Raw genomic sequence first — 22,263 nt, forward strand, 5'->3', positions numbered from 1 at the left:
TTCGCATTATTTATAACGGAGATGGAGAAACAATTTAATAAAGACATGTGATAATGGTTTGCCCACAACGATCAAAGAAAGCAATCATTAACAACAACCGGACGTTGCATTAAACCACCAAGCTTTGCAGCGCGATCCGTATATCAGGATATAAAAAAGCATAACCCGCCGATTGTAACCTGGCAGGAAAAGCCTTCTGGCCTTCCGTTGCCAATACTTCTCCTTCTCCATATAAAAGACGGAACACAAACTTAGGAACCACAAACCAGGCAGGTCTGTGCAAAGCAGCCGCAGCAGCTTCTGTAAACACACGGTTCGTCACCGGCTGAGGAGATACAAAGTTGATTATTCCACTCAGTTCTTTGTGTGTAATAACAAATTGCATGGCAGACATCAAATCTTCAATATGAATCCAGGAAAAGCCTTGTTTGCCGGAAGCAATTTTTCCTCCTGCAAAAAAACGGAACGGAAGCAACATAAATGGAAGTGCACCGCCATCGGATGCCAGAACAACACCCAGGCGCGCAATAACCAAACGAATGTCAGTAGAAAGCTTCTGGGCTTCCTCTTCCCATTTCTTACAAACATCCGCTAAAAAGCCACTTCCTTCCTGGCTACTGCTTTCATTATATATACCATCAGAAGGATAAATACCTACAGCTGAGATGGAGATAAACAGGCTTGGCTTTAAAGGCATGTCATTAACGATAGAAACAAGTCGGCGTGTAGTCTGTACCCGGCTATTCATAATTTTGCGTTTGGCAACCTTTGTCCACCGCTGGTTAATAGTAGCCCCGGCCAGGTTTATAACAACATCGCAACCGGAAAGAGCATCTTTCAGAACATCGTCCGAAGACATCTTGAAATAAGCATGTTTTAACGGGACAACCGTATCGCCTTGTCTCGAAAAAAATGCACCCAAGTGCTTTCCTATAAAACCGCTGCTTCCACTGATTGCTATTTTCATTGTTCTATTCCTCAACTCTTTATTATGTTAAAATAACAAGTTGAAGAATAGATTTGTTTTTGATTGGAAAAGGTCTACTTAATAACTTCTTCCAATTTTTTATGCAGCTCTTCCTCTTTAATATTCTTAGCTATAATTACCCCATCCGGATCGAGCAACAGGTTGGCAGGAATACCACGTATTCCATAAAGGGCAGGTATTTCGGAATCCCAGTATTTCAGATCAGAAAGATGTGTCCACGTAAGCTGGTCATCTTCTATTGCTTTCAGCCATTTGCCTTTGTCTTTATCCAAAGAGATTCCTAGCACCGTAAAGTTCTTATCCTTATATTTCTGATATGCTTTTACGACATTCGGATTTTCTTTACGGCAAGGAGGACACCAGGATGCCCAGAAATCCAACAAGACATACTTACCTTTGAAATCGGATAAAGAAACAATCACACCTGCCGTATCGGGCAACGAAAACTCCGGAGCCTTCTGTCCGATCTGTACATGGTTCAATTGTTCGATAATAGCATCCAAATCTTTTACATAAGGACAATCAGCCAAGTTTTGCGACAACTGATTTCTCGTTTCAGTCAACTGTTGCAATGGCAATTGATAAGTGAAGTAACGGTATAAATAAAAAGCCGCCACCGGCGAACTGGGATACTTGTTAACCAAGCTGTCTATATTATATCCCTTTTCGAACACTTTGGTGGCATTCTCCCGGAAAAGATCGTTGATAGGAGAATTTTCAACAGTGATTGTTTCTCCTTCGGGGTCGACCGCTACATTCATATTGACATTTTCAATAAAGAACTGTACCGGGTAATCCATTTGGTCAGTAGCCAAACCAAACAATAAAGGCTGGTCTACTTCTCCTTTGAAAGTGAATTTGCCGTCTTTTACATCTGCCGTATCTACATCGAAGAACATTTTATTGCGAAACGACTTCAGGTAGACTTTACCTTCAGGCATATTCTCTACTATACCATTAATGACATATCCTTTGGGCACTTCCTGGCAGCTAACCATAAGCAAACCGGATAAAACCAGCATTACGAATTGTTTCATATTCATGATTATTTATTATTTATATTTCGGGATGATGATAACGTCCTTTTTTCAGCGTAGCTTTGCCATATTCTATAGCCTTCACAGGGCAACGGTGAATACAGGCAAGGCATTGCACACAACTATCCGACCATTGCGGCTTGCATCCTTTTTGCATGGAGATCGTATTTGTCGGACAAATACGTTCGCATAACCCGCAAGAAACACATGCATCTGTTGCGTAAAAGGCATTACTTCCCAATGCAAATTTAGTAAAAAGGGGATAAATAAGATAGCTTTTGCAAAAAGCGGCACTTCCGGCATGGTATAAACTGCCTTCGTGTTGATGATTGATAGCATCCACTATTGCAGAAAGGCGAGCCGGGGCGTTTACCAGTTTCTCCTGTTCCACCTTCTCCGGATCGACGTCAAAACCAGGCAAGAGTATATAGTTATTGGGCATTTGTACAGAAAAGGCAGCCGTAAGTTTCAAACCGCGGCTCCGGAGTTTTTTGTTTACAATATCCGATGTATGCCCGCAATCGTCTCCACAGGTACAAACCGAATAAACGGGATGTTGCTTATATCCTTCCAGCTTCAATAAAGAAATAAATTCGAGAACCATTACCGCCGGTCCCCACGAATGGACAGGATAAACAAAGATAACCTTTTCTCCTTCTTTAAGCGAATAACGAAGCTCGCTTTTATTCTGCTTTAATTCTTCAGCTATAGATAATAAAGGTTCATCAAATACTCCACCTAAATTCTTTGCTACCCAACGGGAATTGCCTGTACCTGTGAAATAGAATATCATATGTAACTTTAATTAGTTCAGACACAAAAATAAGAATTATAATTCCACATCCCATATTCCGGCGCTCTTTTCCAACCCTACAAGGGCAGTGCTATGGTTAAATAACGTTTCGATGTAAAGGTATTTATTTTATATATCAGCATTTTCCGATTAAAAAATCATTTTCACTCTTATCACTTGATATAATTTGAAATAATCCCGTTCTTTGTAAGGACTTAAATAATACTTGTATGAAAAGGAATATACTCATTTTTATGGCAATGGTCTGCCTGTCTTTCACTACTGTATTTGCACAAGAACCGGCAATAAAAAAGATTATCGAAACCGGACAAACAGACAATCAGGTCATGCACCATCTGGATATACTGACAAATCGTTTCGGCGGACGCCCTATTGGTTCCGATGCATACGAAAATGCCGCCGAATGGATCGTTCGTGAATTTAAAAGCTGGGGAGTAGACGTAGAGCTGCAAGAAGCCGGAACCCTTCCGGTAGGCTTCAACCGTGGCCCCTGGTTCGGACGTTTATTGGGAGACAATGCCATGGATCTTCATTTTGTCACTCCTTCTTATACATCAGGCACAAAAGGACTACAACGTGGTCATGTTTTATTAGAACCTCGCACGCAAGAAGAATTTAATCGCATGAAAGGCCGTTTGAAAGGTGCATGGGTACTCATATCCGGCACAAACGAAGGATGGCCTGTCGACCGTTCTGCACATGGAGATTCCATCCGTGTGGAAACCAAAAAGAAAAATGAAGAGATTGCTAAAAAGAATGATGAACTGATGGAAGAAAACTGGACAAAAGGTACAAAGCATGAAATGCTACCTTACGAAGAATATCCGGGTTTGTTTTACAAAGAAATGTGTGAAGCCGGAGCATTAGGATTCATTCAATCGGCAACAGTCCCTTTGCGTGCATTATATGACCGCAACATGCTTCAGGATACTGCTACCAATTTTGATAATTTGCCCGAAGTAGCAGACATCAAATTAGATGAACATCAATATGCAATCATCAAGCAAATGGCAAAGGAACGTCGTGAATTCTTGTTGGAATTTGACATTCGCAACCATTTCAAACTAGGCCCCGTAAAATACTATAATGTGGTAGGTTCTATCAAAGGTAGCAAGTATCCGGATGAATATGTAATCGTAAGCGGGCATCTCGATTCTTACGATGTAGCAACCGGAGGCATCGATTGTGGAACAGGTATAGGTCCGATGATGGAAGTAGCCCGCATGATTGCACAATCGGGTGCTAAACCCAAACGTACAATCCTGTTCATCGGTTTTGCAGGAGAAGAGTTCGGATTACTCGGAGCGCAAGCATGGGCTAAGACAAATGCTTCCAAATTACCCAAGATAGCCAACATGTTTAACCGTGACGGAGGACCGGAACCACCGGTAGGTATCTCTGTACCACAAAACGTATATGATGAGTTTGTCAAGATATGCGAACCAATTAAAAAAATACGTCCCGATTATCCGTTTGAAGTAAAAGTACGCGAACCTCGTAAACGTCCTACTAAAGCAGGAGGTACAGATGCTTCTGTATTTGCCGTACAAGGAGTGCCAACACTGGGATTCATTACCGAAGACATTAAAGGCTACAACTTCAGCTATGGCGAAATATGGCACACGGAACGTGACCTTTATACCAAAAACATTCCGGAATACCAAGAACACACAGCTACAGTAACAGCAATTGTTGTCTTGGGAGTAGCTAATCTGGACAAACAATTATCCCGCGAAGGACTGTACACGAAAGAATAAAAGGTAAGTTGTTTTCATATTCCACTTTGTCACCTTCTGTTGAGCCCCATATATAACAGTATTTTGGTAGGCAACTAAATTGAATAAGGTAGGCAATGAAACCGTGACAGATAGACAACAAAAAAAGACTGTCTAACTTTTAATGTTAAACAGTCTCTCTTTTTACTTTGCTGGGGTGAAAGATGGGGTTCGAACCCACGACCCTTGGAACCACAATCCAATGCTCTAACCAACTGAGCTACATTCACCATGTCTATTTATAAGTCTCTCTTTCTTTAAGACGGTGCAAAGATAGATATTATTTTTAATTCCACAAATATTTCAGTCAAAAATCAATCTAAAAATTTCATTTATAGATTGCCTTTTTCCCAGCAAGCAGAGTATTGCGCATTAACGAAATAATAGTCATAGGACCTACTCCACCCGGTACCGGAGTGATATAGGAACACTTAGGTGCTACTTCATTGAACTTAACATCGCCGGTAAGCTTGAACCCGCTTTTAGTTGTTGCATTAGGAACACGGGTTGTACCCACGTCTACAATAACAGCTCCAGGCTTTACCATATCGGCTTTCAAAAATTCGGGAACACCTAATGCTGCAATAATAATATCGGCAGAAAGACACATTTCTTTCAGGTTAGTAGAACGGCTATGGCATACAGTGACAGTACAGTCCCCCGGATAGGCTTTCTGCATCATAAGGGTTGCCATCGGCTTGCCCACGATATTACTACGTCCTAACACTACGCAGTGTTTTCCTTGTGTAGGAATATTATATCGTTTCAATAATTCCAGGATACCGGCAGGGGTAGCAGAAACAAAACAAGGCAGCCCTATAGACATACGCCCTACATTAATAGGATGAAAACCGTCCACATCTTTACGATAATCTATTGCTTCAATCACTTTCTGTTCGGAAATGTGTTTAGGTAAAGGTAGTTGAACTATAAATCCGTCTACATCCGGATCATTATTCAGTTCGTCTACTTTACGAAGCAATTCTTCCTCGGTCACATCACTTTCATAACGAATCAGGGTAGATTTGAAACCTATTTCTTCGCAAGTCTTTACTTTACTGGCAACGTATGTTTCGCTTCCACCGTCATGACCTACCAAGATAGCAGCCAAATGAGGTATTTTACCTCCCGCCGCCTTAATCTGTACCACTTCTTCAGCCATCTCCTGCTTCATTTGTGCAGAAACAGCTTTACCATCAAGTAACTGATACTGTTTTTCTTCCATATTCATATCTCCTGTAGTTTATCGTCTGAATGAAGGTAATTTCCGTGCACCGGGTTTAGCGGCTGTAAGCATTTTCATCATCTTTCGTGTTTCTTCAAACTGTTTAACCAGTTTATTTACTTCCTGGATAGACGTACCACTTCCGGTAGCTATACGCTGCCGACGAGAACCATTCAACACTCCCGGATTAACACGTTCTTCCGGAGTCATTGAAAAAATAATTGCTTCTATACTCTTGAATGCATTATCGTCTATATCTATATTCTTCAATGCCTTACCTACTCCCGGAATCATTGATGCGAGTTCTTTCAGATTACCCATTTTCTTGATCTGTTGTATCTGGGTAAGGAAGTCATTAAAGTCGAATTGATTCTTGGCAATTCGTTTCTGCAAACGTTTAGCCTCTTCTTCGTTGTATTGTTCTTGCGCACGTTCTACCAACGAAACAATGTCTCCCATGCCTAATATACGGTCGGCCATACGGTCGGGGTGGAATACATCCAAGGCATCCATCTTTTCGCCGGTTCCTACAAACTTGATAGGTTTGTCTACTACGGAACGGATAGAAAGAGCAGCACCACCACGGGTATCACCATCCAGTTTGGTAAGAACAACACCATTAAAATCAAGACGTTCGTTAAATTCTTTTGCCGTGTTAACCGCATCTTGCCCAGTCATGGCATCTACCACAAACAAAGTTTCATTTGGTTGAATGGCATTTTTGATTGCAGTAATTTCCTGCATCATTTGTTCGTCTATAGCCAAACGTCCGGCTGTATCGACAATCACCAAGTCATTGCCTTTGTTTTTAGCTTCTTTAATAGCATTCAGTGCAATCTCTACCGGACTTTTGCTTTCCAGCTCTGCATATACAGGTACACCTATTTGCTCACCTAATACCTTCAGCTGCTCGATAGCCGCAGGGCGATATACATCGCAGGCAACCAATAATGGTGATTTGCCTTTTTTTGTCTTCAACATGTTTGCCAGCTTACCGGTAAATGTAGTCTTACCCGAACCTTGCAAACCAGACATCAAGATAATAGAAGGAGAACCTTTAAGGTCAATTTCCGCAGCCGTACCACCCATCAGGCTGGCCAATTCGTCATGTACGATCTTCACCATCAACTGGCTTGGCTTAATAGAAGTAAGCACATTCTGACCGAGAGCTTTCTCTTTTACGGTATCGGTAAATTGCTTCGCAACCTTATAATTAACGTCGGCATCCAAGAGGGCTTTACGGACATCTTTCAATGTTTCTGCCACATTTATCTCGGTAATTTTGCCTTCACCTTTCAACAGTTTAAACGATCTGTCTAACCTTTCGCTTAAATTTTCAAACATAATTTGTATGTATTTTTATTTTCTTCTTTCTATTAACGTGCGCAAAAGTACGAAAAAGGAAGCAATTATCTAAATCTTTTTATTCTGCCAAGATGCTTTTTTCAAATAAATCGCACTTGCTATAAGCAGGCCTGTATAATAGATGGCTTCGGTAGTGAAACATACACTTACAGGCATACGCAGACAGATACCGGCTACATAAACATAAACACAGTACAAAACCAATGTTGCCGTCTCCATAATAAGAGCCGGACGTGTATTGCCGGTTCCGGATATGCCATTGAAAACTATATTTGCCACAGCACCTACCAACATCGCCCCTGCAATTACATACAGTGAAGGTACAGATTCTGCAATCAAAGCCTGTTCATTTGTATAAATAGACAATATTGTCTTAGGCATCAAACAGACAATTACGACACATACAGCCATAATATAAAACGACAAACGGGCTATCTTTTTAATAATCGGTATTACCTGGTCTACATGTCCGGCTCCAATAGTGTTGCTTACAAATGAGTTCGTGGTAGTAGACAATGAACTAACCGGTATCAGCAAAACGATGTATACACTCCTGACTATATTTGCAATTGCCAGCTCCCGTTGCCCCAACCGCTCAACAGCCACAAAGAAAAAGAACCATGTACTCATGGAAACAAAGTACTGCAGCATTGTAAAAACAGATATACTCAACACGCGCTTCAGTAAACCGAAATCAAATGAACGGAGATGGTCCAGTCCGTATTTTTTTATATCTACCGTAAAACGGGTATATACCACAAAGAAAACAATAGACACTGCTTCTGCCATGACTGAAGCTATAGCCGCCCCTTTGATTCCCAGCTGCGGAAATCCTGCATGACCGAATATAAGCAGATAATCAAGCAATACATTCGTCATTGCCATGAGAACAGCATTTAAAGTAAGGACTTTCGTTCTCGTAATACCGATAAACAGAGCACGAAACATAACGTTGACAAATGAAAAGAAGAACCCGAATACACGCCAGTCCAAAAACTCTTCGGTAGCATGCAGAATCGTATCCGACGAAATGAGCAAGCGCATTACACCTCCTGCAAAGAAACGGGAAAAAGCAAATAAAACGGCCGCCAGGAAAGAAAGGAAAAACACCCCCTGAATCATTACGGGGCCAACATCTTTATATTGCTGTTCTCCGTTTCTGCGGGCAATCACAATTTGCGAACCTGTGCTAAAACCAAAAGCAATCGTAAAGATACATATATAGTAGAGCCCTCCCATAGCAGAAGCGCCCAACTCCACTTCTCCCACCCTGCCCAGGAAAGCCGTATCAGTCACATTTATTACATTCTGCGCCAAAAGGCTCAGGAAGATAGGATAACTGACATTCCATATTTGTTTATTCGTATACATAATAATGTTTTCTATAAAACAGAAAAGGTGACAAAAAAAGCCCGCCATTCACGGCGAGCTTATATTATTCAATTTACAATCAATATCGCTTACCGATGCTATACCAGTTTATTCGTCGCCGTATCGGGAAACACAACGGCCGGTTTAAATGTTTTAGCTTCCTCAAAATCCATCAAAGCATACGACATAATGATAACAATGTCTCCGGGTTGTGCTTTTCGTGCGGCAGCTCCGTTCAGACAGACAACACCTGAACCGCGTTGCCCTTTAATAATGTACGTTTCAAAACGTTCACCGTTATTGTTATTCACGATAGAAACCTTTTCATTAGCAATCAGGTTGGCCGCATCCAGCAGATCTTCATCTACCGTTATGCTTCCGATATAGTTCAGATTGGCTTCAGTAACCGTCACCCTGTGAATCTTTGATTTAACTACTTCTATAAACATATATATTCTAGATTTACAATTCGTGATTTACAATCTACAAACCACAATTCTCACTTGTATTTGATATTATCAATCAAACGAACTTCTCCGCAATATACGGTAATACAGCCTACCGGGAAGTTTGTATCCGACCAATTTTTAATGGATTCCAATGTATTGCCATCCACTATCTCATAGTACTCCACTTCCATGTCCGGATCGCTATTAATCGTTTTAACTACATAGCCGATAACTTCCTGTACACTCTTTGCGGATGCAAATGTAGTACTTTCTTTCAATGTGCGTGCAATAAGCGGTGCTTTTTGACGCAATTCAGGTGTTAAACGCGTATTACGACTACTCAATGCCAGGCCATCCGCCTCACGTATAATAGGACAATCTTTGATTTTAACAGGTATGTTCAACTGTTTTACCATTGCACGGATCACAGCAATCTGCTGGAAATCTTTTTCTCCGAAATAAGCATTATCCGGTTCTACCGCATAGAACAATTTACTGACAATCTGTGCCACTCCATTAAAGTGTCCGGGACGCTTTGCACCTTCCATTACCTGCGACACAGTACCAAAGTCAAATGTACGATTATCAGGCTCCGGATACATTTCTTCAACAGTCGGAGCGAAGACATATTTACATCCGGTTGGTTCCAATAAGGCACAATCCTTTTCCAATGTCCGAGGATAAGTTTCCAAATCGCGTTTATCGTTGAATTGTGTAGGGTTTACAAAAATACTTACTACACAAATTTCATTTTCTTCAACGCAATGTTTAACCAAACTCAAATGTCCTTCATGCAATGCTCCCATTGTAGGAACAAGGCCTATCTGCCTATTTTCCTGCCTTTCCCCGGCAAGAAACTGCTTCAATTCTTTAATGCTGTTTACTATTTTCATCTTATAGATGCTTAATGACGGTGCAAAGCAACTAAATAATTACGGTAAATGAAAGAAATTTATTATCTTTGTGGCGTCTTTATAAAACTAGTTTACAGAATGGATGCAAAAAAAATCTTGTTTATAGCTCAAGAAATCACTCCCTATCTTCCCGAATCAGAAATTGCAACAATTTGCAGAAATCTGCCGCAAGGCATTCAGGAACATGGCCGCGAAATCAGAACATTCATGCCTAAATTCGGAAATATCAACGAGCGACGCAACCAGTTGCACGAAGTAATCCGTCTTTCCGGGATGAATCTTATCATTGACGACACGGACCATCCTCTGATTATCAAGGTTGCTTCCATTCAATCAGCAAGAATGCAAGTATACTTTATCGACAACGAAGACTTTTTCCAGCGAAAAGCCACTATAGCAGATGAAAACGGAAATGAGTTTGAAGACAATGACGACCGTTCTATTTTCTACATACGAGGGGTATTGGAAACAGTCAAAAAACTTCGCTGGATTCCGGATATAATCCATTGCCACGGATGGATGTCTGCCCTGACAGGCTTATATATCCGCAGAATGTATGCTGACGATCCTTGTCTGCGTAATGCAAAAATTGTGTACTCCATATACAATGATGACTTCAAAAATCCGTTTAGAAAAGAGTTTGCCAATAAACTAAAAATGGATGGAGCTAAAGATGGTGATGTCAAAGCATTAAAAACTGATACTAGTTTTACTGCGTTAACTAAGCTGGCTATAGATTTTTCCGACGGTGTTATACAAGGTAGTGAAACAATTAATCAGGATGTATTGGATTATATTTCAACGAAAAAGAATACTCCTTTTCTTCCTTACCAATCACCGGAAACCTATATTGACAAGTTTAATGAGTTTTACGATATGGTATTGAACTCCAACAAGAAATAAAGATTAATAAGATGAAATTCAACCTTTTGATACTTGGACTTTGTTTAGGAGCAAGTTGTCTGAGTGGGTGTAATGATGATTTGAGCCTGGTAGGATCTACTATCCAACCAGAAGGAGACAGACCTATAGTATACAACGATACTTTTCATATAAAAGCATCGACTATACAAATGGATTCTATTTATGCAAAAACCGAATACGGTCTGCTTGGAGATATTTATGATCCTCTTTACGGTAATCTGAAAAGCGATTACATCTGTCAGTTTTACTGCCCCGAAGACTATCAATTCAAACACAAACCACTTGATGGTAAAATCGATTCGGTAGATTTCAAGATCAAATACAGTGCCAGTTCATGGATTGGTGATTCATTAGCTCCCATGCGTGCCGAAATATTTCAGGTTACCTCTCCTTTGACAAATAATTATTATACCAATATCGATCCGAAAGATTATTGTAATATGCAAATATCTTTAGGAGCGCAAACGTATACAGCTTTCGACCCAAGCATTACCGATTCTCTACGTAAGAACGGACTGGATGTAGATGGCACATACGCATATCCAAATGTGACAATCCGTATGCCGAAAGAACTTGGACAAAAGTTTTATGACGAAACAATCAATAACCCGGGCACTTTCAAAAATCAGGATTCTTTCAATAAATTCTTCCCAGGATTATATGTTACCAATACATATGGTACAGGTAACATCTTGTTTGTAGACCGTTCTTCCTTTACTATATATTATAAATACACCGTAACTGGTAGTGCCGGACAAGATTCCATAGTTAAGGGATATGAACGTTTCAATGTAACCAAGGAAGTTATCCAGCTCAATCGTTTCAAGAATACAGACATGACCGAACTCCTGAAACCGAATGATAAATATACATATATAAAGAGTCCGGCAGGTGTATGCACTCAAATAGTTTTACCGGCTAAAGACATTATATCCGTCGTACAAGGCCGTATCCTTACAAATTTACCTCTTACCATGAAAGCTATGCCTCAGCCAAACTGGCAATACGCATTAACGCCTCCCCCCTATTTACTATTGTTGCCTCAGGATTCGGTGAAAGGTTTCTTTGAAAAGAATCAGATTGAGAACAACAAAACATCGTTCTTATCAGGAACGTATGATGCAAGTACGCGCTCTTATACATTTGGCAACATTTCTAATATTCTTCAATACCAGATAGACAATGCTCCCGAAAAAGACCTCGTAATGGTTGCTATCCCGGTTAACAGAGAAGTATCACAGGCTACGTATTATCAGGATGCTTATACGATATCTCTGAGCAATTATCTGGCTCCGGCAGGTGTCGAATTAAGGAAAGACGATGAAGTTACTCAAGTTGTGGTAACATCGTGTATATTTAAGAACTGACATAAAACAAAAATAAATAAGAAAGGCGGATCTTTTCGGATCCGCCTTTCTTATTTTCCAACTGTTTCTATTTTCCAACAGCTTTCTTTGTTGCTTTCTTTTTGTATTTATCAAGCTCTTTCTGCAAAGTTTCAATCTCTTCTCCCTGATTCTTAATCGTAGTAAGAAGCGAATTTAATTCTTCATTCTCTATATTTTCCGGGAATTCTGCATTTACACGAACAATAAAGTCCGACAATACATTCATGTAGTTATTAAAAGCGTCATAAGGATTGTCATACGGGCTAAAACTTCCTTGTCCCATGTGTTTCGTACTCATATAGTAGAAATGGTCGCTGCTCTGCAAATAATACCAATCCTGACGAATACGGCGAGGTTCACACATACGTACACGTTCGCCAATTTCATTGATTTTGCGGAAAGCCTCCTGTTGCAAGACATTTCCTAACCAAGAGTTACAGTCTTTTTCTTCATCTACCCATGACATCGGATAGGGAACCGAAATAGAATCTACCGGTTTAATCAATGTAAATATTTCAGAAGGAGTAGAGAAACGAATACCTTTTTCTTCGGCAAAGCGAGGCAACGCCTTGAAAAATTCAAAAATACCTGTCGCTGCCGGATGCAAAGAACCAAGCACCTCATAATTCATAAACAAATTAATAATCTGTTCTGATTCCGGTGTTGCTGCAATCCATGACATATATTTATCGGCAGTCAGTGGATATTCATTCCAACTATAGTCGCTAAAGCGATTGGATAAGTCTTCACTGAAGCGATCATTCTTCAATAGTAAACTCAGTTTAGGAGCCACGCAGGATGAGTACATATAATTAGGGCTCTTCCATCCCAAAATATGTTTAGCCCCCTCCGTCAACATTCCTTTATACCCCATTTCGGCAACCATTGTAGAAATATCATCGGAATAGATCAGTTCGGTGTTACGGAATACTTTCGGTTTTACGCCAAACAGTGTTTTAATTTTATCTTCCTGTTTCTTTACCTGATGTTTAAATTCATCCGGATCTCCGAGAGAAGACAAAGAATGCGCATATGTTTCCGACAAAAATTCCACATTTCCTGTAGCGGCCAGTTCCTTAAAACTGTCTATAACCTCAGGAGTGTAAATTTCCATCTGTTCCAAAGCAACACCGGAAATAGAGAAAGCCACTTTAAACTTACCTCCACTTGTTTTAATCATCTCCAGTATAGTCCGGTTTGCAGGCAAATAGCACTGTTCCGCTATACGGCGAATAATTTCTTCATTCTGAAAATCATCATAATAATAATGATCGTTACCTATATCAAAGAAGCGGTATCTTTTCAAACGGAACGGCTGATGTATCTGAAAATAAAAGCAGATCGTTTTCATAATATTATTCGTTTTATTCTTGTTTTGTCGTTAATTATTAATTACCTGTTACCATGTCATAGATACGGCGGACTTTCTGCCCGGCATACTCCCACTTAATATTATCCACTTCCTTCTTGCCTTCCACTTTCAGGAATTCATGCATTGCCGGATAAGTGATAATCGAGTACATCGCATCCGCTAATGCTTCTATATCCCAATAGTCTACCTTGATAGCATAATCCAATATCTCGGCACAGCCAGATTGTTTTGAGATAATAGTAGGAACGCCGCACTGCATAGCTTCCAAAGGAGAAATACCAAACGGTTCTGAAACTGAAGGCATTACATACACATCACTTGCTTTCAGCACTTCATATACCTGTTTACCCTTCATAAATCCGGTAAAGTGGAAACGGTCTGATATATTACGGGCAGCAGCCAAACGGATCATCTGATCCATCATATCACCGCTTCCCGCCATTACAAAACGTGCATACGGAGCTCTTGCCAACACTTTGGCTGCAGCTTCAACAAAATATTCAGGACCTTTTTGCATCGTGATACGTCCCAGGAAAGTAATTATCTTATCCTTCACGCCTTTTTTATCCTGAATTGACAGAATTTCCGGACTCATTGGCTCAACTGCATTGTGCACAGTCGTTACTTTCGACGGATCCTGATGATATTTCTCGATAACTGTCTGGCGGGTCAGATTACTTACCGTAATAATATGATCGGCATTATCCATACCATTTTTCTCTATGGCGTATACATCCGGGTTCACATTCCCGCGGCTACGGTCGTAATCGGTTGCATGCACATGAATCACCAACGGTTTACCACTCACCTGCTTCGCATGAATACCGGCCGGATAAGTAAGCCAGTCATGTGCATGGATTATATCAAACAGTTCCGTGCGGGCAATCACTCCTGCCACAATGGAATAATTGTTTATTTCTTCCAACAGGTTACCCGGATAACGGCCTGAAAACTCCATGCATCCTAATTCGTTAACGTAACGGTAACTAAAGTCGGCATAAATATGATCCCTGTACGCAAAATACTGGTCTGCGCTCATACCTGCTTTCGAAACTCGTTGTTGTACATAATTATAATCAACATCTTTCCAAACGATAGGTACATTATTGACACCTACAATTTTCAAAAAACTCTGATCTTCATCACCCCAGGGCTTCGGAATACAAAAAGTTATATCCATATCCGGTTGCATAGCCATACCTCGCGTAAGTCCGTAACTGGCAGTGCCTAGCCCCCCTAAGATATGCGGAGGAAATTCCCATCCAAACATCAATGCTTTCATATGGTACTTAGTTTTAATCGGCGTTATACTTCTTCAATAAATCAACCACCCGGAGAATTGCGGCGACATTCATAGCAAATGAAATGGCGCCTCTTCCGGTAAACGGAGGATTGCCATCAAACAATTCCGGAATCGTACCGATACAATGTAATGACATTTCTTCCTCCAAGCTTATCAACATACGTTCTGCGAAAGCTACGCCGCTCTTGCCGAATACGCGTAAATAAGCTTCCAGGTATGCTCCCAACAGCCACGGCCACGCCGTACCTTGATGATATGCCAAATCACGTTCATATTGTGCACCTACGTAATAAGGTTTATATCCCTCACTCTTAGGACTCAGAGAACGCAATCCTTTAGGCGTTAACAATTCTTTTGTCACGATATCCACCACAGCACGTTTCTGTACACGTGTCAAAGGAGAATATGTAAAAGCTACAGCAAAAATCATATTCGGGCGAACACTCCAGTCCATTGAAAAACCGCTAACCGAGTCAAACAGATAATTATAACCATTTACAAATGTTTCTGCAAAGGACTTATCCATTGCATTAATAATAGTATCTATTTTCTCAATAGACATTTCCTCCGTCAATTCTTTATAGAAGCAAAGAGCATTATACCATAAAGAATTAAACTCAATAATATAACCGGAACGGGGAACTACAGGTTTGCCGTTTACCGTAGAATTCATCCATGTAATTGCTTTATCACGCCCGTTTGCGAAAAGTAATCCATTATCCATCAGCTTCATATCCGGGTGTTTTTGCGATGAAATATAATCAATAATTTCGCCAACAAAACCGGAATATAACTCTCTGGCTTTCTCTATCCCTTGTTCTTTCGCATATTGTTGTATAGCCCAGATAGCCCACATAGGAACATCTGGAGCGTCTATTTCCTTAATTACGGAATCAAGCTGTCCGCTCACCATAAAATTACGTATGGCCGGCATTGCCGTATGCATAATTTTCTCAAAACGTACCGGATCATCAATAGAAAGAGTACATCCGGGAAGTGCAATAAATAAATCTCGCGCGCGTACCTTGAACCAAGGATAACCTGCCAACAAATAAGCATCATTTTCTTTAGGCCGGAAGTAGAATTGCTGTGCCGAGTTTTTCAGACAATTGTAAAAACTGGTACGCGGAGTACGCGCTAAGACTTCATTTTCATATAAAGCCTTCAAACGGGTTGTAGAGACCGCACTGTCGCCTGCACTAAAAATGATAGATTCACCTTTTTTAATCGGCACTTCAAAATATCCCGGAACATAAAGATCTTCTTTATACGGATAGCCTCTCTCTTGCTCTTTCGAATATTCTACGCCATTATACCAGTAAGGTTCATAAACGAACTTAACCTTTTTATTAAACTGCATGAACAATTCGGGATAGCCCGGATACATACAGGTTTTAATACCGTTTGTTATTTCCGTATACGATTGATTTACATTCCCGTTTGCCTGAGCTAAATTCTTTACACTACGAAATGCCAAAAACGGACGGAAACGAAGTGTCGTCGCCGAATGTGCATCTTCCAAAGTATATTTGATCATAATCCGGTTTTCAAACATCGAAAACACCTTCTCTTTGGAAAATATAACGCCACCTACTCTGTAAAGTGTTCTGGGTACTGTTTCCGAACTATACTCTCGGATATACTTATGTCCCTTCGGACTAAAGTTGTTCCCTTGATATTTATGTAAACCAAGATTAAATTCGGCACCATGCTGGATAACTGTTTCATCAAAAGATGATAAAATCACATGATTATCATCATCAACAGCAGGAACAGGCATTACGAGTAATCCGTGGTATTTCCTGGTATTACAATCAACAACAGTAGTGCTATGGTATGCCCCCAAACGATTCGTCCGGAGCACTTCACGAGTCAATGACTCTTCCAAGTTTATCATTACTGTTTTGTCAAATTTAAGATAACTCATACGTATATTTGGGTTTTAAGTTATTGCTTTTAATTATCAAAATGTAATCATTTCTATTGTGAATCAAATGTATTACTTATAAACTGAAAAAGCAAACTGCTTTTCATATTTATTCAGAAAGACGGTTATTTGGTTTCTTGAACATTTTTGACTATCAAATCATTATGGGCAAATATGCTCAAAAGGTGTGTTGTCAAACATACAAACTTTTGTTAATAGACACATCCTTTTCTTTACATTTTTCATGTTTTCAACCGTACTATTCTATCACTCCGGAAATGGCATTTTGTCGCAAAACTCGCTGTTTTGTCTTTCTCTTTACTGTTTACATATTTCATTATTAAATTTATGTATTACCTGCAAACGAAATACCAGGTATGTACTTGTTTATCCGAATCATCTGCAAATCGGGAATTTTATGTAATTTTGCAAATACAATTATCAACATATATCAAATGAAAAGGCTTATTATTAACGTAGTAATTTTATTAAGTATTTTAAATATGGCAGAAGCAGCAAACAATCCCTTTTTCGAGAAATACAAAACACCGTTTGAAACACCTCCTTTCGACAAGATCAAGACCGGACATTACGAACCGGCCTTTGAGGAAGGAATCAAACAGTTAAATGCAGAAATAGAAAACATTGCCAATAGCAACCAACCTGCTACTTTTGAGAACACCATCGTAGCAATCGAGCATGCCGGCAAGCTATTAGATAATGTAAGCAACGCATTTTTTAACGTATTAAGTGCGGAAGCCAACGATGAAATGATGGATATATCCCAACGCATATCTCCCAAACTGTCGGAAAGCTCAAATAATATTTATCTGAACGAGAAGCTGTTCAGCCGGGTAAAGTCCGTATATGATCAAAAAGATAAATTAAATCTTTCTACCGAAGACGCTAAATTACTTGATGAAACATACGAAGCTTTCAAAATACAAGGAGCCACTCTCAATCCTGAAGATAAGGAAAAGTATCGCAAACTAAGTACGGATTTAAGCATTCTTACCTTAAAGTTCGATCAAAATGCATTGAAAGACAAAAACCGTTTCGAATTGCTGATTACTAATGAAGACGAATTAGCAGGATTACCCGAAAGTGCAAAAGAAGCTGCAGCCATAACTGCCAAAGCAAAAGGGAAAGAAGGTTGGCTGTTTACCCTGTCGGCACCTAGTTATACACCCTTCATGCGTTATTCAGACCGTCGTGATCTCCGCGAAAAAATGTACCGCGAATTCATGAGTATAGGTAATAAAGGAGACGAATACGACAATAAAGAGATCGTAAAACAAATAGCAAACATTCGTCTTAACATAGCCAATCTAATGGGTTTTAAAGACTTTGCCGATTACAACCTGAAGCACACTATGGCTAAAAACCAATCAAATGTGTACAAACTACTAAACCAACTGTTGGAAGCATACAAACCTGTCGCCATTAACGAATACAATGCCGTACAAGGTTTTGCCATAGGACAGGAAAAGGAAAACATCACGATTATGCCTTGGGACTGGAGTTACTATTCCGAGAAGCTAAAAGATATCCGTTTCAATATAAACGATGAAATGACGCGTCCGTACTTTGAACTCAATAACGTAAAAAAAGGTGTTTTTGGACTAGCAACCCAACTATATGGCATTACGTTTAAAGAAAACAAAAAGATTCCGGTTTACCACCCCGAAGTACAAGCTTACGAAGTATATGACGCCGACGGAAAATTCCTTTCCGTATTATATACAGATTTTTTTCCACGCGATGGAAAACAAAGCGGTGCATGGATGAACAACATCAAACCCCAGTACAAAGAAAATGCCAACGGCAAGGACAGCCGCCCACAAATCATAATCGTGATGAACTTCACCCGCCCTACAGACACAAAACCGTCTTTGCTTACATTTGATGAAGTAAACACCCTGTTACATGAATTTGGGCACGCACTACATGGCATGTTTGCCAACGGAACATACGCTAGCCTTTCGGGCACAAGTGTATATCGGGATTTTGTAGAATTGCCTTCGCAAATCATGGAAAACTGGCTGACCGAAAAGGAATTTCTCGACCAGATTGCCGTACATTACCAAACCGGCGAAAAAATTCCCCAGGATATGATTCAGAAACTGATCGATGCATCCAACTTCAACGCAGGTTACTTTTGTTGCCGCCAACTTAGTTTCGGTTTGCTGGATATGGCATGGCATACAATTACAACTCCATTCGAAGGAGATGTGGTAGCTTTCGAGAAACAGGCCTGGAAACCGGCTCAAATTCTTCCGGACATACCCGGTACACTGATGAGCACCAGTTTCGGCCATATCTTCTCCGGAGGTTATTCTGCCGGATATTATGGCTACAAATGGGCGGAAGTATTGGATGCCGACGCATTTGCCGCATTCAAAGCCGCCGGAATATTCAATAAAGAGGTTGCTAAATCGTTTCGTGATAATATTCTTTCAAAAGGCGGAACGGAAGATCCGGCAGTACTATACAAGCGTTTCCGTGGACAAGAACCAACCATTGATGCACTGTTAATCCGCAACGGCATCAGGAAATAAAAAACACCTGCAAAGGTTACAAATAAATGATCCCGATGATTTTTGGAAATGATCCCGATGAAATAAAAAAAACATCGGGATGAAAAGAAAAAAACATCGGCAGCCTAATAGAAAAAGGTCGGCATCAAAAAACAAAAAGATGCCGACCTTTTTTTCAACAAATATGTTTACCTTTGGCGGTTGATTACAAGGATAAAACAGGTAAACGATGTGCGAAAAAACAGAAAAGCAACTCGAATTGGATAAACGTTATCTCCGAATGGCTGCCGTATGGGCTGAAAATTCGTATTGCAAACGCCGTCAGGTAGGAGCTCTCATAGTAAAAGATCAAATGATTATTTCCGACGGTTACAATGGTACGCCTTCCGGTTTCGAGAATGTTTGCGAAGACGAAAACAACGTAACCAAGCCCTATGTACTACATGCCGAAGCAAATGCCATTACCAAAGTGGCGGCATCGTCCAACAGTAGTAAAGGAGCAACTATATACGTCACTTCCGCCCCATGCATAGAATGTGCGAAACTTATCATACAATCAGGTATTAAACGCGTGGTTTATTCCGAAAAATACCGTATAGAAGACGGCTGCAACTTACTGAAGCGTGCAGGTGTTATAATAGATTATATAGAGACGAAAGAATAATTAGACGTTTTATGAGTAAAAATAAAAGATTGGCCATCTGGCTACCCGTTATAATAGCTGCCAGCATTTCATTAGGTATTTTCATCGGAAACCATTACTATACCATAGGACAAGGCAAACGGCATAAGTATTCGAGCGGGAATAAGATAAACGCAGTATTGGACATAATAGATGAACAATATGTAGATACTGTCAACATGGGGCAACTGGTAGAAGGAGCTATTCCTAAGATATTCAGCGAACTCGACCCGCATTCGGTTTACATTCCGGCCGAAGACGCTGCAATGGTAAACGAAGACCTGGAAGGTTCATTCAGTGGTATTGGCGTTTCTTTTAACATGCAGACCGATACGATAATGATCATAAGTGTCATACCCGGCGGGCCATCCGAAAAAGCAGGCCTACTACCGTTTGACCGTATTATTACAATTAACGACTCGATATTCTCCGGCAACAAAACATCACAGGCAAAGATCATGAAAACCCTGCGTGGTGCAAAAAACAGCACAGTAAAACTGGGAGTAAAACGCGGCAACTCGCCCGAACTTATCTACTTTGATGTTACAAGAGGCGACGTACCTGTTAAATCTGTAGACGTAGCTTATGAAGTGCATAAAGGTGTCGGATATATCAAAGTAAGCAAATTCGGACGGACTACATACAACGAATTCATAACCGCCATAGCCAAACTAAAAGAGGCAGGATGCACCTCTTTTATCGTAGACCTCAGAGGAAATACAGGAGGATACATGGATGCTGCCATCAATATGTTGAATGAATTTTTACCGGAAGGACGACTGATAGTTTATACCGAAGGAAAATCTTTCCCCCGCTCGGATGTATATGCCAATGGTACCGGAACATGTAAGGATAATCCTATCGTAGTATTGACAGATGAAATATCGGCTTCAGCCAGTGAGATTTTCTCAGGAGCCATCCAGGATAACGACCGGGGGCTGATTATAGGACGACGCACATATGGAAAAGGATTGGTACAGACTCAGATAGCACTTACCGATGGCTCCGCGCTGCGCCTTACCATAGCCCGTTATTATACACCTTCAGGACGTTGCATTCAGAAAAACTATGAAATGGGTAAAACGGATGATTACGATCAGGATATTTATAACCGTTACATACACGGAGAGTTTGATTCGGCCGATAGTATCAAAATGAATGATAAATTAAAATACCAAACAGTGAAGGGCCGCACCGTTTACGGCGGAGGAGGTATTATGCCTGACATTTTCATCCCACGCGACACAAGCGGCATCACTTCTTATTATTCAAACATTATAAACAGTGGCGTACTTTACCTGTATGCGTTAGAATATTCCGACCGTAATCATAAGAAGCTGGCTTCTTTCAAGACCTGGCAGGACATGTACAAATATCTGCAACATCAACCATTGCTGACAGACTTTACAAACTTTGCAGCAACAAAAGGTATCAAGAAACGTCCTACACTGATTAACATATCAGGTAAACTGATCGAGAACCAGCTGCAAGCTTATATCGTACGCAATTTCTTTGACGACGAAGGTTTCTATCCGATCTTTTATAACGACGACGTTACATTGAAACGCGCAATTGAAATATTAAAAGAAGGAAAATCCGTACCGACTGCTGAAAAAACATCCAACAATGGAGAATTACAAAGCCAAGCAAATGCTACGCGAGGCTATGGCCTTGCGAAAGAAAGAATATTCGAGAACTACATTATCTGAATTATCCCAGCAGATAATGGATAAACTGGAGCAAACCGATGCTTTCAAAAAAGCCAACTGCATTGCTCTGTATCATGCCATTGCCGGAGAAGTACAAACGGCAGATTTCATTGAAAAATGGTATGAAAAGAAAAAAATACTCCTCCCCGTAATAGAAGGCAGCGATCTGAGATTGCTGCCTTATACGGGGAAAAGCTCCCTAAGATCAGGCATATTTGGCATCCTGGAACCGGCTACTCCAGATAAAGATGAAAAAGTCATGGATGAAAAGGAAATAGATTTAATCATCGTTCCGGGAGTAGCTTTCGATAGGCTACATAACCGCATGGGGCGGGGCAAAGGCTACTACGACCGACTATTATCTACACTTTCGGCACTTAAAATAGGAATATGTTTCGACTTCCAACTACAAAACGAAATCCCGGTGGAACCTTTTGATAAAAAAATGGATTACATCATCACGGAAAACGAAGTCATCTAACT

The 22,263-nt window shown here is 40.4% G+C and carries 18 protein-coding genes and 1 tRNA gene; 7 read left to right on the forward strand and 12 right to left on the reverse strand.

Annotated features, from left to right (window positions below; translation table 11 throughout):
- Positions 1-109: 109 nt before the first annotated feature.
- The 3 genes from C4S38_RS05820 to C4S38_RS05830 all read right to left on the reverse strand — a co-directional run bounded on the left by C4S38_RS05820 (position 110) and on the right by C4S38_RS05830 (position 2,818).
- Positions 110-967 carry a TIGR01777 family oxidoreductase gene (locus tag C4S38_RS05820; RefSeq protein ID WP_103982940.1) on the reverse strand — a complete coding sequence of 286 codons (858 nt, stop codon included), beginning with the start codon at positions 965-967 and terminating at the stop codon, positions 110-112.
- Between the two features lie 74 nt (positions 968-1,041).
- Positions 1,042-2,025, reverse strand: coding sequence for a TlpA disulfide reductase family protein (locus tag C4S38_RS05825; RefSeq protein WP_103983054.1), 984 nt, complete (start codon positions 2,023-2,025; stop codon positions 1,042-1,044).
- Positions 2,026-2,044: 19 nt separating this feature from the next.
- Positions 2,045-2,818 (reverse strand): EFR1 family ferrodoxin, encoded by a 774-nt coding sequence (locus C4S38_RS05830; RefSeq protein WP_103982941.1) that lies wholly within the window; start codon positions 2,816-2,818, stop codon positions 2,045-2,047.
- Between the two features lie 230 nt (positions 2,819-3,048).
- On the opposite strand from C4S38_RS05830, the gene C4S38_RS05835 reads away from it, so the two are divergent.
- Positions 3,049-4,596 carry a M28 family metallopeptidase gene (locus tag C4S38_RS05835; RefSeq protein ID WP_103982942.1) on the forward strand — a complete coding sequence of 516 codons (1,548 nt, stop codon included), beginning with the start codon at positions 3,049-3,051 and terminating at the stop codon, positions 4,594-4,596.
- Positions 4,597-4,767: 171 nt separating this feature from the next.
- On the opposite strand, the gene C4S38_RS05840 is transcribed toward C4S38_RS05835, so the two are convergent.
- From C4S38_RS05840 to panC, 6 genes are all read right to left on the reverse strand, one after another.
- Positions 4,768-4,844: transfer RNA gene (locus C4S38_RS05840), tRNA-His, on the reverse strand.
- A 98-nt stretch (positions 4,845-4,942) separates the two neighbouring features.
- Positions 4,943-5,839, reverse strand: coding sequence for a bifunctional methylenetetrahydrofolate dehydrogenase/methenyltetrahydrofolate cyclohydrolase FolD (gene folD / locus C4S38_RS05845; protein WP_103983055.1), 897 nt, complete (start codon positions 5,837-5,839; stop codon positions 4,943-4,945).
- 18 nt (positions 5,840-5,857) lie between these two features.
- A complete protein-coding gene (gene ffh, locus C4S38_RS05850) occupies positions 5,858-7,183 on the reverse strand; it encodes a signal recognition particle protein (protein ID WP_103982943.1) in 1,326 nt (441 codons plus the stop codon).
- Between the two features lie 69 nt (positions 7,184-7,252).
- Positions 7,253-8,575, reverse strand: coding sequence for an MATE family efflux transporter (locus C4S38_RS05855; RefSeq protein WP_103982944.1), 1,323 nt, complete (start codon positions 8,573-8,575; stop codon positions 7,253-7,255).
- 98 nt (positions 8,576-8,673) lie between these two features.
- Entirely contained in the window at positions 8,674-9,024 is a 351-nt protein-coding gene (panD, locus tag C4S38_RS05860; RefSeq protein WP_103982945.1) for an aspartate 1-decarboxylase, read from the reverse strand.
- A gap of 50 nt (positions 9,025-9,074) precedes the next feature.
- Entirely contained in the window at positions 9,075-9,917 is an 843-nt protein-coding gene (gene panC / locus C4S38_RS05865) for a pantoate--beta-alanine ligase (protein ID WP_103982946.1), read from the reverse strand.
- 99 nt (positions 9,918-10,016) lie between these two features.
- Here panC and C4S38_RS05870 point away from each other — a divergent pair, with 99 nt between their 5' ends.
- Both C4S38_RS05870 and C4S38_RS05875 read left to right on the forward strand, forming a co-directional pair.
- The gene (locus C4S38_RS05870; protein WP_103983056.1) at positions 10,017-10,841 is read left to right on the forward strand and encodes a glycogen/starch synthase; all 825 of its coding nucleotides are present in this window, start codon (positions 10,017-10,019) and stop codon (positions 10,839-10,841) included.
- Positions 10,842-10,852: 11 nt separating this feature from the next.
- Positions 10,853-12,229, forward strand: coding sequence for a DUF4270 domain-containing protein (locus tag C4S38_RS05875; protein ID WP_099463231.1), 1,377 nt, complete (start codon positions 10,853-10,855; stop codon positions 12,227-12,229).
- A gap of 67 nt (positions 12,230-12,296) precedes the next feature.
- Here C4S38_RS05875 and C4S38_RS05880 read toward each other — a convergent pair whose 3' ends face one another.
- From C4S38_RS05880 to C4S38_RS05890, 3 genes are read right to left on the reverse strand one after another with little or no spacing between them, the layout of a single operon-like run.
- The gene (locus C4S38_RS05880) at positions 12,297-13,601 is read right to left on the reverse strand and encodes a glycoside hydrolase family 57 protein (protein ID WP_103982947.1); all 1,305 of its coding nucleotides are present in this window, start codon (positions 13,599-13,601) and stop codon (positions 12,297-12,299) included.
- 37 nt (positions 13,602-13,638) lie between these two features.
- Complete coding sequence (locus C4S38_RS05885; protein WP_103982948.1) at positions 13,639-14,904, reverse strand: glycosyltransferase; 1,266 nt, start codon at positions 14,902-14,904, stop codon at positions 13,639-13,641.
- Positions 14,905-14,917: 13 nt separating this feature from the next.
- Positions 14,918-16,852: a glycogen debranching enzyme N-terminal domain-containing protein gene (locus C4S38_RS05890; RefSeq protein WP_103982949.1), complete on the reverse strand. Its 1,935-nt coding sequence runs from the start codon at positions 16,850-16,852 to the stop codon at positions 14,918-14,920.
- 503 nt (positions 16,853-17,355) lie between these two features.
- On the opposite strand from C4S38_RS05890, the gene C4S38_RS05895 reads away from it, so the two are divergent.
- The 4 genes from C4S38_RS05895 (at position 17,356) to C4S38_RS05910 (ending at position 22,261) form a co-directional block, all read left to right on the forward strand.
- On the forward strand, positions 17,356-19,410 hold the full coding sequence (locus C4S38_RS05895) for a M3 family metallopeptidase (RefSeq protein WP_103983057.1): 2,055 nt from the start codon (positions 17,356-17,358) through the stop codon (positions 19,408-19,410).
- A 208-nt stretch (positions 19,411-19,618) separates the two neighbouring features.
- Entirely contained in the window at positions 19,619-20,053 is a 435-nt protein-coding gene (locus C4S38_RS05900) for a dCMP deaminase family protein (protein ID WP_099463235.1), read from the forward strand.
- Positions 20,054-20,064: 11 nt separating this feature from the next.
- Positions 20,065-21,780: a S41 family peptidase gene (locus C4S38_RS05905; RefSeq protein WP_103982950.1), complete on the forward strand. Its 1,716-nt coding sequence runs from the start codon at positions 20,065-20,067 to the stop codon at positions 21,778-21,780.
- A complete protein-coding gene (locus tag C4S38_RS05910) occupies positions 21,737-22,261 on the forward strand; it encodes a 5-formyltetrahydrofolate cyclo-ligase (RefSeq protein ID WP_234999307.1) in 525 nt (174 codons plus the stop codon). Before C4S38_RS05905 ends, C4S38_RS05910 begins: the two co-directional genes overlap by 44 nt.
- Positions 22,262-22,263: the final 2 nt, after the last annotated feature.

The sequence above is a fragment of the Parabacteroides chinchillae genome, from assembly GCF_900108035.1.
GTDB classification, from domain to species: domain Bacteria; phylum Bacteroidota; class Bacteroidia; order Bacteroidales; family Tannerellaceae; genus Parabacteroides; species Parabacteroides chinchillae.

What these genes read in the sequence shown, in the direction of transcription:
- C4S38_RS05825 (WP_103983054.1), bottom strand. Translation starts at nt 2,025, where the DNA reads ATGAAACAATTCGTAATGCTGGTTTTATCCGGTTTGCTTATGGTTAGC.
- C4S38_RS05820 (WP_103982940.1), bottom strand. Translation starts at nt 967, where the DNA reads ATGAAAATAGCAATCAGTGGAAGCAGCGGTTTTATAGGAAAGCACTTG.
- C4S38_RS05890 (WP_103982949.1), bottom strand. Translation starts at nt 16,852, where the DNA reads ATGAGTTATCTTAAATTTGACAAAACAGTAATGATAAACTTGGAAGAG.
- C4S38_RS05830 (WP_103982941.1), bottom strand. Translation starts at nt 2,818, where the DNA reads ATGATATTCTATTTCACAGGTACAGGCAATTCCCGTTGGGTAGCAAAG.
- panD (WP_103982945.1), bottom strand. Translation starts at nt 9,024, where the DNA reads ATGTTTATAGAAGTAGTTAAATCAAAGATTCACAGGGTGACGGTTACT.
- C4S38_RS05870 (WP_103983056.1), top strand. Translation starts at nt 10,017, where the DNA reads ATGGATGCAAAAAAAATCTTGTTTATAGCTCAAGAAATCACTCCCTAT.
- C4S38_RS05895 (WP_103983057.1), top strand. Translation starts at nt 17,356, where the DNA reads ATGGCAGAAGCAGCAAACAATCCCTTTTTCGAGAAATACAAAACACCG.
- panC (WP_103982946.1), bottom strand. Translation starts at nt 9,917, where the DNA reads ATGAAAATAGTAAACAGCATTAAAGAATTGAAGCAGTTTCTTGCCGGG.
- C4S38_RS05885 (WP_103982948.1), bottom strand. Translation starts at nt 14,904, where the DNA reads ATGAAAGCATTGATGTTTGGATGGGAATTTCCTCCGCATATCTTAGGG.
- C4S38_RS05855 (WP_103982944.1), bottom strand. Translation starts at nt 8,575, where the DNA reads ATGTATACGAATAAACAAATATGGAATGTCAGTTATCCTATCTTCCTG.
- C4S38_RS05875 (WP_099463231.1), top strand. Translation starts at nt 10,853, where the DNA reads ATGAAATTCAACCTTTTGATACTTGGACTTTGTTTAGGAGCAAGTTGT.
- folD (WP_103983055.1), bottom strand. Translation starts at nt 5,839, where the DNA reads ATGGAAGAAAAACAGTATCAGTTACTTGATGGTAAAGCTGTTTCTGCA.
- C4S38_RS05835 (WP_103982942.1), top strand. Translation starts at nt 3,049, where the DNA reads ATGAAAAGGAATATACTCATTTTTATGGCAATGGTCTGCCTGTCTTTC.
- C4S38_RS05900 (WP_099463235.1), top strand. Translation starts at nt 19,619, where the DNA reads ATGTGCGAAAAAACAGAAAAGCAACTCGAATTGGATAAACGTTATCTC.
- C4S38_RS05880 (WP_103982947.1), bottom strand. Translation starts at nt 13,601, where the DNA reads ATGAAAACGATCTGCTTTTATTTTCAGATACATCAGCCGTTCCGTTTG.
- ffh (WP_103982943.1), bottom strand. Translation starts at nt 7,183, where the DNA reads ATGTTTGAAAATTTAAGCGAAAGGTTAGACAGATCGTTTAAACTGTTG.
- C4S38_RS05905 (WP_103982950.1), top strand. Translation starts at nt 20,065, where the DNA reads ATGAGTAAAAATAAAAGATTGGCCATCTGGCTACCCGTTATAATAGCT.
- C4S38_RS05910 (WP_234999307.1), top strand. Translation starts at nt 21,737, where the DNA reads ATGGCCTTGCGAAAGAAAGAATATTCGAGAACTACATTATCTGAATTA.